General features: G+C 68.9%; 1 protein-coding gene. It reads right to left on the bottom strand.

The window, feature by feature from the left end:
* Window positions 1-209: hypothetical protein (locus tag WCL58_RS25340; RefSeq protein WP_336851763.1), on the bottom strand; the 209-nt coding region annotated here is incomplete at both ends.

The following is a 209-nucleotide window of genomic DNA, read 5'->3' as shown; positions in this document are numbered from 1 at the left end:
CCCACCGCCCGCGCATCCACCACCGCTTCGCGCACCGCCGGGTGCGTCGCCAGCACCGCCTCTATCTCCCCGCATTCGATGCGGAAGCCGCGGATTTTCACCTGCTGGTCATTGCGCCCCAGGTACTCGATGTCGCCGTTCGCCAGATAACGCGCCACGTCGCCGGTGCGGTACATCCGCCCGCCCGGCGCGAACGGATCGGCAAGGAA

It is taken from the genome of Serratia sp. TMDUHS_CL, assembly GCF_037137105.1.
In the GTDB taxonomy this organism is placed as follows: domain Bacteria; phylum Pseudomonadota; class Gammaproteobacteria; order Enterobacterales; family Enterobacteriaceae; genus Serratia; species Serratia nevei.
The sequence above is the reverse complement of the archived record's forward strand: the minus strand, read 5'-3'. Positions and strand labels throughout refer to the sequence as shown.